Below are 11,309 nucleotides of genomic sequence, written 5' to 3' on the forward strand. Positions count from 1 at the left end.
TTAATTATTGATTACAAAGTTATTTTTGGGTTAATCATAAATATAATCCAAAGATTTAGACTTATACTGTCAAAATTTTTTTTTGTTTTTCTTAAAATTCTTAGATTTTATAATCCTCCCTTTATCCGTAACTAAAACATAGGAATAAGCTGGATAATTAGCTAATAACTTGGTTCCTTCTTTTAGTCCTAAAACCATTATAGAAGTACTAAAACCATTGGCAATTTCTGCACTAGGACCAAAAACAGTCGCACTACAAATACCTTGGCTTGGATAACCTGTTTTAGGATTAATAATATGGGAATATTTTTTCCCATTTATTTCTACATATTTTTCATAGCTTCCTGAAGTAGTTACAGCATATCGTCCTAATTTCACAATATCTACAAATTCTTCTTTTCCAAAAGGATTAGTAATTCCTATGCTCCATTGTTTTCCGTTAGCTTGTTTTCCCCAAGTAGTCAAATCACCTGATGCGTTAATAATTCCCCCAAAAACTCCTTTTGTCTCTAAAAGGGTACGTACCCGATCAGCCGCATAACCTTTTCCTATAGAACCAAAACCAATCTTCATTCCTTTTTCTTTTAAAAAAATAGTAGATGTTACCGTATCTATTACGATGTTTTTATAATTTACTTTTTCTATAGATTTTTTTATAGCAATTTCTGTTGGCATTACAGTCATAGAACCATCAAATTTCCATATTTTGTCCATTGCTACTATACTAATATCAAAAGCTCCTTCTGTTATTTTTGAAAAATACAATCCTGACTTTGTGAGTTGTATTACTTCGTCATCTACTTTTACGGGTTGTAGACCTGCATACTGATTAACTTGTGAAATTTGTGTAGTAGGTTTCCATTCTGAAATTAGATTTTCTATGCGATCTATTTCAGTTATGGCTTCATTAATTCTTTTTTCAGCCAAAATGCTATCTATTTCTACTATGGTAATATCAAATCTGCTTCCCATAAGTGTAACAGTTCTATGGCGTTGTACCTGTGCATACTGCAAAAAGGGAAAAAGTAGGATCAAGACTAGTATTTTCATTAATAACAATCTATTAAAATTTGCTCTTTTGATTTGTAAAAATCTATTTTTTTAGTATTATTTCTTAAAGCATAATTTTCCAACAAGGCTTCTATGTCTTTTTGCATGGCTAAAGATCCACAAATCATCAATATTCCTTCTTCCTCTAATATCTGAAAAATAAAATCTAAATCGCGATTTACTAAATCTGTAACATAAGATTGATTTCCTTCTCTAGACAAGGCTAATTTAAATTCTTGTAATCTTTCTTCTTTTTTAAACTCTTTTATCTGAGCTTCTATTTTTTGTACAAAAGAACTTTTTGCTCTAAACCCTGCATACAAATATAAGGATTGGTTTGATGTAGATTCTGTTATGATTCCTAAAAAGGGAGCAATACCTGTACCATTAGCAATCATCACTACTTTTTTATTTTTAGGTCGATTAAATTTAACATTTTTTACAATAGTTCCTTTTAGCGTTTGTCCTTCTTCTAATTGATATAAATAATTAGATCCTAATCCTCTGGGATGTAGTTTTATCATGAGTTGTATTGTATCTCCAAGCTTACCTATAGAATATAAACGCTCTTTTTGAGAATCTTCTGGGTCTATAGCTAGCAAATCACCTGAACTTACTTTTATTTTTTTTTGAGGTTCTAATACCAGTATAAAATTGGAACAATTTCCTTCCACTTGGCTTTTAGAAATCACTTTAAACAGGGTTTTCTTTTTATTCTTATCTAAATACGTCGTTTCTAAATTACTTAATTGAATGGTAGTAGTCTTATTCCAATTTGATATCCAGTGTAGCCAATCGTTTATAGATTGATCATTTATTGTGTGTAAATCAATTATTTTTTGATTCCAAGATTGTTTTTTTAATAATGTTTCTACTTGTTTAGCATATCCACAAAAATCTGGATATTGGGACGAACCAAATCCTACTACGGCTGTTTTTATGGTATGTAATTGCTTGTATTTTTGAATTAATTCTTTAAAACGACTGGCATTAGCAGGCGCATTACCATCACCGTAAGTGGAGGTTAAAAACAAAATGGTATGTGCATTGGGTGCTGTTTGATACTGATTCATAGATCCAACAAAGGATTTGATTCCTTGTTGTAAAAACTGATTATGAATGGCATTGGCAAACTTCATCGTACTCCCGTTTTCTGATCCAACTAATATGATTAATTCCCCCTCTTCTAAAGTATAATTATTGGTCTGTCTATGACGTAACCGTTTATATGAAATCACAAATCCTGAAACAATAAAAACTAAAATACTGAATACGCTAATTAATAATACAGACGACCAAAGAATAGATCCTCTTCCTGTATGTAGATCTAAACTGAGGTTTTCTAACCTCGTCCATTTTGATATTGGAACTTCATTCAATATATTTCCATTCCATTGATTAATTAAGATTACTCGATCTTTTAAATTTAGTGTAAAGTGTTCTTCTACTTCGTCTGCAAACGGAAATTCTAACTTTTGAACATCTGATAATAATACCTTTTTAAAAATGGGAAAATCTTCTATTTTTTTTTGAGAAAGCGGTTTTTGAGAAACAATTTCCTTATGATTTAGTAAAGAATCTTTCTCTAAAATTTTAAAACTATATAGTGTTAAAAAGGCTCCTGTTAAGGTCATAATCAAAATAGGGATAGCCATCCATCTACTTAGTAATACATGAAGATAGGAAGACCAATGATCTTTTTTAATTTTTTTTATAAGACCTATGAAACCATTTTGACGTTTTAGTAATAAGGCAATTCCTGTACTGGTTATAACAGCCAGAAGAAAGGCATTGATTCCTAGAATAATTCGTCCTGTTTTATGCAAAAAAAGCGATCGGTGTAAAGAAGTTACCCATTTAATCCATTGTGTTGTTCTTTTAGGAGTTCCTATTATTTTACCTGTATTAGGATTAATAATAGCTTCTACTTCATTAGCTTCTATGTCTAATCCTTTTATTATTACATACTGGCTAGGAGAAACGGTTAATTCTGTTACTTTGATGAACTCTTTTTTTAGAGGGGTTAAAACTTTTGCAAGTTTGATTTCCTTAAAATTATCAACTTTATAGGATGGAATTTCTTTATTTATGGTATCTATTGCTAAAATTCCTCCTGTTACAGAAGCTAGTATTAGAAATAGAGAAGCTATAAGAGCTAAGGCAAAATGGGCCAGTCGCCAAATAGATAAGGTCATTGCCTATTTATATTTTATTTAATTTAACAAAACGAATATACCCTTTTCCTTCTACTTTATTTAATAAAGTTTCTGTGGTTAACGGAAATTCTGCATCTGTAATATGATATTTTTGATTTTCTACGGCTGATTCGAAACGAATTTTATATCCTGTATTTATTTTAGAGTCTTCTATTTCTAAAACGGTTACACTTCTATCTCCACCTGCCACGGAAGCTCCTGTTTTAGCATCTACTTTATTTTTTTTGCTATAAAATTTATACCATTCTTTGATATCTTTATACCATTTTTTGTCATCTCCCATTACATATAATGTTTTCTCATATTCTCCTTTTGGGTTTATTAATGATGCTACAATATAAGCTCCTTCTCCTACATAGTTTGTCATTTGTAACATACATTTGTATTTAGAGGTTTGAGCTGTTATGCTATTAAAAAACAATGAAAAAACAATCAGTCCTAAATATCTTGTATTCTTATTCATCTTTTATTTTAAAAAATCTAAATTTATTTGTTTTTTAACTAATACTTCATTTTCTCGGGCTAGTGAATAAGCTGTTTCATCTAGATCCGTTTTTGCCTTTTTATCGGCTCCTAGAGTAAGTAAATAGTTTATTATATTTTCATCTTTGGCTACCATGGCGGCTTTGTGCAAAGCGGTTAATCCTGCTTCATTTTTAACATTTATATTTATTTCAAAACCTTCTAACTTTTTTAAATATTCTAAATCATTTTTTATTACGGCAAGATGGTAGAGCGTATCTCCTTTTCTTAAAGGTTTTTTTAAATCTATTCCTTTTTCTTTTAACCATTTTAGTTTATCTAGAAAATCATCATTTTCGTTTTTAGGTGCTCTATAATTTTGCACTAAATGGTAAGCTAAACCTTGTCCTTCTTTATCCAACAAATCAATAGTAGCTCCTTTATTTACTAGTGTATTCATTGTTTCTACTAAGCCTGATTTAACGGCTTGCATTAAGGCAGATTCCCCCTTATTATTGGTTTTACTTACATCAACTCCTTTTTCTAATAGAAAATTCACAAATGCTAGATCACGCATTCCTGCTACTTTATGTAAAACGGTATTTCCTTCATTATCTATTGTGTTTATTAAAACACCTTTTTGTAAAAAATATTGAGCAATTGGGACTTGATTTTGCTTCTTAGCTATCAGGTGAAGAATGGTTTCTCCATTTGCAGTCGTAACAGTTGGTTTTAATTTTAAATCGTCAATAAGATATTGAAATATTTCTAAAGAATTAGCAGATCGTCGAGTAGCCTCAGCAGCTATTAATAATGCATTAGAGGTCCATTTACTTCCCTTTTCAATAAGTTTTTTTAAATTAATAATATTACCGGTTCTGGCAGCATAATCAAAAACTGTTTTTCCTAATGCGTCTTGATCTTTTACACTTAATCCTTTTGTTTCTAAAAATTGTGTAACGGACAAATCTTTATCATAAGGTACAGCTAACATTAATAGGGTTGCTTTATCCTTATATAATTTTTTAGGGTCTAAACCTGCTTTAAAAAAAATTTCTATTAATTCTTTTTTAGCATTACCACTAGCCAAAGCATAAGCCAAAGGTGTCGTATTATGAGAATCTTCGTGATTGATATTAGCTCCTTTATTTATAAGATTTTGTACTAATTCTATATTTCCTTTAGCAGCAGCCCAATGCAAATAAGTTCTTTCATCATGTGTGAGTTTATTTATTTCATTTCCTTTTTGTTCCAATAAATAGTAAATTATTTCATTTGATACATCATTATTAATAGCTAATGTAACGGGATCAAAAGCGGAAGAGTTTAGCTCTGAAGCATTATTACCTTTGGCTATTTCAGCTTGAACGGTGGTTAGATTTGGATTTTTTTTCCAAAAATTTCCATCTAATAATGTATTTTTTTGTTGGGCAATTGACACTATATTAAATAGTATTGCTATTATTATATGTATTCTTTTCATTTCTAACTTTTATGTATAAGTAATAAAAAAATATAAAGGCAAAAGTATAGTTTTAAAACTATACTATTTGCCTTTCACAAAAACAAAACCTTTTAAAATTGATATTTTAGTGTTGCCATAAATTGTCTTGGCGGTATTGGATTAATACTGTAATTTTCATGTACTGTATAATTTAAAGTATTAGCCACATTAGACAATTTACATAATAAACTTATATTTTTATAAGTATATCCTAGGGTTGCATCCGCAACTGCATAACCACTAACTGGAATCTCACGTTCTTCTATAAATACTGTTCCATTTTTATCTTTTGCATAACGGTTATTCCAACCTCCTATACGATTTCCTATATAGTTACTTATGGCTCCTATTGAAAGATTTTTGAAAAATCCGTTTTGTACTGTATAAAAGAAACTTAAATTAGCTGTTTGATCAGGTGTACGAGCCAAACGATCCCCTTCTACTGAACTACCTACTAATCCAGATGTTTTCACAAAACGCATATCGTTATAACTATAACCTGCATTAATTTTAAATCCTTCAATAGGTGTTATGGTAACATCTAATTCAATTCCTTTGCTTCTTGTTTTACCTGATAGTTCTTTGATATTCGAATTAGAATTGGCTTTACCATCTAAGGTTGTAGCTGCCATTTGGACTAAATTATTATTTTCAATGCTATAAACAGTTACTCCTGTTGTTAAATTACCTTTAAAAAATTCTGTTTTTACCCCTGCTTCATATTGATTTATAATAGAAGGTTTTATAGGATTGTTATAAATATCAACACCTGTGTTGGTAGTGAATGAATTTGAATAACTTCCAAAAATTGCTATTGATTGCATTGGTTGAAAGACCAAACCAAATTTAGGAGAAAATGCTTTATCTACTTGTATAGCGCCTTCAATTGGTGTATTATCTTTATCTGCTTCATGATTAAGCACAAAAGGAGTTTGTCCTTTAGGACTTGTATTATTTCCACCATCAATTTTGGCATTATATACAGTACTTTGAACTTCTTGCCATGACCAACGTAAACCAGCAAGTACTTTTAATTTTTCATGAATAGATATTAAATCTTGAGCAAAAAAGCCAAAACGTTTTCCTTGATTCTTTGTTAGTACTGAATTATAATTTTCTTGTGATCCTTTTTCGTTTGAAAATGTAATAGGATCAAAAATATTGATCTTATCATAATCTGTTATAGCAATAAATTTACCATCTTTTTGTTTTGTATAAAACAAATAGGAATAACTATCCGTATAACTAGTTTCTCCATCTATTCCTGTAAATAGTTCATGCTTGAAACCAAAAGTTTTAAAACTTCCTTGTAATCCTAATTGTTGTCCTAATAGTGTTTCAACATTTTTGTTCTTACCTAATTTTCTAGTTAAATCACCCGTTATGTTAGAAGGTTGAATTCTGTCTGTTCCTTCAAATTGTCTTGAATAGTTTTGAAATGACATATTTGCAATAAACTTCCAAGAATCATTAATCTGATGTTTTAAAAGAGCGGATAATGATCCTTGGCGTGTTTGTCCGTTAGACCAATTAGCACCTAAATAGCGACTAATAGGAACATCAAGAATAGTTTTCCCAAAAGCACCCGTTCCAAAATCAGGTGTCCAATTATCGTGTAAATAATCCATTTGAAGAAGTATATCTGTTTTTTGAGTTGCCTTAAATAGAAAAGAAGGATTAATATAATAACGTTCTCTATTTACTACATCTCTAAAACTTTTTGATTTTTCAAAACTACTCACTACTCGGTAAGCAATTGATTTACTAAGAGGCCCATAAAAATCAATTACAGGTTTGTAAAAATCATAACTTCCTGTTTGAAAAGATAGCTCTCCTCCTCTTTCAAACAAAGGGGTTTTGGTTACTAAATTTAAAATTCCTCCTGGTGCTACATTTCCATATAACAAGGCACTATTTCCTTTTAAAAATTCTACTTTTTCTAATGAAATCACCTCAGGCATTGCCCCTCCATTTTGACGAAAACCATTTTTAAAAATATTATTCGTACCCATATCATAACCTCTTGACCAAAAGGATTCTTGTGCTCCACCACGTGCTGAGCCTACATAAACACCATTTGCATTTTTTACTACATCGCTCAAACGAACTGATTGTTGTTGAGAAATCACTTCTCCTGCAATAGATTGTAAGCTCTGAGGGTTATCAAAAGGTTTTAACCCAGTACGAACGGTAGAAACAAACTTTTTTTGTTTATGTTGTCTTATTTCTATTTCTTTTAACGAATATCTTTTTTTTCTAACCGTATCATTTTCAACGGTATTTTCTATTTCTCCTTGAAACTTATCTTGACCAAAACTTTGCCCTGACAAGAATAATAAACATCCTAACCAATATAACTTCATTTTATTTAGACTAATTTTAAATTGTTTTTGGATTGCAAATATATGATTAGAATTTTAAAAAAGAAAATTATTTTTAATTATTCTAAATAAAATTTAAACAACTTAACTATGTTATCAAGTAATCAAGTATTTGGTACTTCTAAAATTTAATATTATCAGATTTTCTATAATTATTCTAAATATTTTAAAGTAAGACTAAAAAAATATGAAACATTTAAAGAGTGGTAAATCCAAACTATGAAATAGAAATTTGTTTCAGATAAAATAATTTTAAATCTAAAAAAGAATGTTTTTTATCCTCAATGTAAAATTAGATTTTTTGAAAAATTCTCATATTTTTTATTCTTTTCACCTTCATCATTAAGCATAACACATAAGTCTAATTTTAGCTTTCTTTATAATTTTCATTCAATTTAAAATATAAACGACATTAAAAGGTATTTCTAAATTTTCACAAAAAAAGGCTATCCTAAACTTTTTAGGATAGCCTCTTAAAATAATATATCAGATAAATTTTTAATTCATTTCTTTATTTTTAAATTTTCAGAATTTAGTTCTTTATCTTATAATAAAGAAATCTCTAAATTTTTCCCAAAAAGTTTTTTCTTTTACTTCCTGACCGTATCCGTATCCGTATCCGTATCCGTTTATAACATCAGTATCATTTAGCACCATAGACATATTTGGTAATTTACCTTCTTTATAAATAGAACTTGGAATTTTTAGTAATTCTTTCTCTAAATATTTAGCTCTTACTACATATATAAAAGCATCTGCATTTTTAGCAATAAGTAAAGTATCTGTTACTAGACTTACTGGAGCTGTGTCAACTACTACATAATCATATTTTTCTTTTAGATAGTCAAACATCTTTTCTAACTTTTGACTCATTAATAGTTCTGCAGGATTAGGAGGAATGACACCTGCTGGGAGAACATCAAAAGAATCATAATTAGGTAGTTTAACTATATAATCTTCTATTTTTTCATCAATAGTTGTAAGATAATTAGTAACTCCTCTATTAGGTAATTGTAAATAATCGTCTAAACGGGGATTTCTAATATCTAATCCTACTAACAAAACCTTCTTTCCTGTTAGTGCTATAGTCCCTGCAAGATTTACTGTTATAAAAGTTTTCCCTTCAGCAGGTAAAGTAGAAGTTAAGAAAATAGTTTTAGCATTGGTTTCTAATTTTGAATTTAAAATAAATTCAAGATTGGTTCGTACAATACGCATAGCTTCAGCTGCACTTGAACGACTTTCTAATTGAATAATTTCTTCGTGCGAATCGGAATGAGGCACATCCCCAAGAAACGGTATCCCTAATTTATCTAAATCTGCTTTTGTTTGAACCTTTGTGTTTAATAAATCTTTTAAATAAATGATTATAAACGGAATTAATAAACCAACTAAAATTGCAACAAAATAAATAATTAAGGGTTTTGGTGAAATAGGATTCTCTAAAGCATAAGCTTTATCTATTATTTTAGAATTAGGTGCTGTAGCTGCTAAAGTAATTGCTGTTTCTTCTCTCTTTTTAAACAAATATAAATATAACTCTTCTTTTATTTGTTGTTGACGAAATATACCTCTATATTCTCTTTCTAACTTTGGAATTTTATTTAGTTTTGAATTTAATGAATTGCGTTCTCCTAGTAAATCGCTATTTTTAAATTCTAGAGCTGATTTTTGTTTTGATAAACTTTGAGCTATAGAACCTTTTAGAGTTAAAATACGATCATTTAATTTTTCTATATTCGGATTATCAGATGTTGCACTTTTTAATAATCTATTGCGTTCAATTACTAACAAATTAAACTCATTGATTAAACCAGCCGCTGACGCATTATCAGAAGGAATTAAATTTATAGGTAGGACATCTATCTTATCGCTCTTCAATTGAGCGATCATCATATTTATTACAGTAAGCTGAGTCCCAACAGAAACTTGCTCTGCATTAAATGCAGATTCTGTTTTCAAATCTAATTCTACTTCAGCAGAAATATCAGTCAGATCGTTATTTTTTTTATATTTTTCTATATTTTTTTCAACTCCTTGTAGTTCTTCTGTAACGATAGCTAAACGATCATTAATAAATTTTGCCGTTTTTTCTGATATTAAATTCTTATCAATGATAGCGTCCTGATTATAGTTTACTACTAGCTTATCTAAGAAATCAATGGCTCTTTGAGGCACTGGATCTGTAAATGTTATTTCCACTACATTTGTTTTTTTATTGAGTGGTTCAACCAATAATTTCTTTTGAACTATACTAGTTTCTCTATCTATATTTTTAATACTTATCTGATATACCCCTTGATCATAATTTCTTAATTTTCCGTCATTGGTGTAAACAGGTAATTTTTCTATAATAAAATTACCTAATTCTACAGATTTTACAATCTGATTATAACGATACTCTCCTATTAAATCTTTATTTTGATTGTATAATAAAAATTTATGAGTTCCTTTCAACGATACTACAAGAGTTGTATCTAAATCCGACTTTTCTTTATTTTCAAAGAAAATCTTTATAGGACTTTTTCCATAAATATCAGTAGTTTTAATCCTTCCAACAGCATAATAATTTATATTAAAACCGCCAGAGAGCAAGGTCTTTTTTACAATATTTCTAGATTTTAAAATTTCAATTTCATCATCAATCTTATTTTTAGCTCCTCCAAAACTACTGATGTCCTCCAAAACAGAAAGCTCAGATGCCAAACCTCCTGATTCTTTATCTTTTATTAATACCGTAGTAGATGCCTTGTATATGGATGTTGCATAACGTAAATAAACTTTTGCTAGGGATAGTGACAGTATAACCAGTACAACAAACCAATACCAATTTCTCAAAAATTTATTTAGTATCTCCTTTATATTTATTTCACTAATATTTTCTTCTTGGGACATGAATTTATTTTGCATTTTATCATTATTTTTTAAACAATAGTACTAGTGATATAAGAACAGAACTCAATGAAATCCAAACGGGTATATTTTGATTAAATGTAGACGCGTTAGCTCTTGCTTTATTAGGTTCTATATAAATTAAATCATTCTGTTTTAAATAATAATAGGGCGAATTCATAAAATCAGACTTCGTCAAATCAATTCTATGATATGTTTTCTTCCCTTCATTTTCTCTTATTAATAAAACATTTTCTCTTTTCCCATATATAGTCAAATCACCCGCTAAACTTAATGCTTCAGGCAAGGTAATACGCTCACTAACTACGTTAAAAGTTCCTGGCTTTGCGACCTCTCCTATAACGCTTACTTTAAAATTCATTATACGAACATTTACAATAGGATTCTTTATATATGCTTTTAATTTATTTTTCAACAAATTAATTGCCTCTTCTTTTTTTAATCCTCCAAAAGTTAAAGTTCCTATAATTGGAAATTCTATTTGATTTTTTTGATCCACCAAATATAATTGCTGCTGTCTCTGACCAGGCGCACTTTGATTACCAACATTTGGTGCCATTGTACTTTCTAAACTAAATGGAGCTGCTGCCTCAGGATCTGGTGCAGAAACCGTAATTAATAATAAGTCATCAGGTTGTATTTTAGGTTCAAAAAAAACTACATTTTCAAAATTCGAATTACTAGACAAATCCGAATAATATGCTATCTTCTTTTGCTGCGAGCATCCTAATACAAAAAAAGAAATTATTCCAAAAATAATTAAATAAATTTTACCTCTCATAT

The 11,309-nt window shown here is 29.3% G+C and carries 7 protein-coding genes; all 7 read right to left on the reverse strand.

Going from position 1 to position 11,309, the window contains the following annotated elements; genetic code table 11:
* Positions 1-69: 69 nt before the first annotated feature.
* Positions 70-1,050 (reverse strand): FAD:protein FMN transferase, encoded by a 981-nt coding sequence (locus AWN65_RS10405; RefSeq protein WP_060383097.1) that lies wholly within the window; start codon positions 1,048-1,050, stop codon positions 70-72.
* Positions 1,050-3,245: a PepSY domain-containing protein gene (locus tag AWN65_RS10410; RefSeq protein ID WP_060383098.1), complete on the reverse strand. Its 2,196-nt coding sequence runs from the start codon at positions 3,243-3,245 to the stop codon at positions 1,050-1,052. Before AWN65_RS10410 ends, AWN65_RS10405 begins: the two co-directional genes overlap by 1 nt.
* 7 nt (positions 3,246-3,252) lie before the next feature.
* Positions 3,253-3,729, reverse strand: coding sequence for a DUF2271 domain-containing protein (locus AWN65_RS10415; protein WP_060383099.1), 477 nt, complete (start codon positions 3,727-3,729; stop codon positions 3,253-3,255).
* A 3-nt stretch (positions 3,730-3,732) separates the two neighbouring features.
* A complete protein-coding gene (locus tag AWN65_RS10420; RefSeq protein WP_060383100.1) occupies positions 3,733-5,211 on the reverse strand; it encodes an ankyrin repeat domain-containing protein in 1,479 nt (492 codons plus the stop codon).
* Positions 5,212-5,303: 92 nt separating this feature from the next.
* Positions 5,304-7,595 (reverse strand): TonB-dependent siderophore receptor, encoded by a 2,292-nt coding sequence (locus tag AWN65_RS10425; protein WP_060383101.1) that lies wholly within the window; start codon positions 7,593-7,595, stop codon positions 5,304-5,306.
* A 558-nt stretch (positions 7,596-8,153) separates the two neighbouring features.
* On the reverse strand, positions 8,154-10,523 hold the full coding sequence (locus tag AWN65_RS10430) for a GumC family protein (RefSeq protein ID WP_060383102.1): 2,370 nt from the start codon (positions 10,521-10,523) through the stop codon (positions 8,154-8,156).
* Between the two features lie 7 nt (positions 10,524-10,530).
* On the reverse strand, positions 10,531-11,307 hold the full coding sequence (locus AWN65_RS10435) for a polysaccharide biosynthesis/export family protein (RefSeq protein ID WP_060383103.1): 777 nt from the start codon (positions 11,305-11,307) through the stop codon (positions 10,531-10,533).
* Positions 11,308-11,309: the final 2 nt, after the last annotated feature.

Origin of the sequence: Flavobacterium covae (assembly GCF_001534645.1) — a bacterium.
Classification (GTDB): Bacteria; Bacteroidota; Bacteroidia; order Flavobacteriales; family Flavobacteriaceae; genus Flavobacterium; species Flavobacterium covae.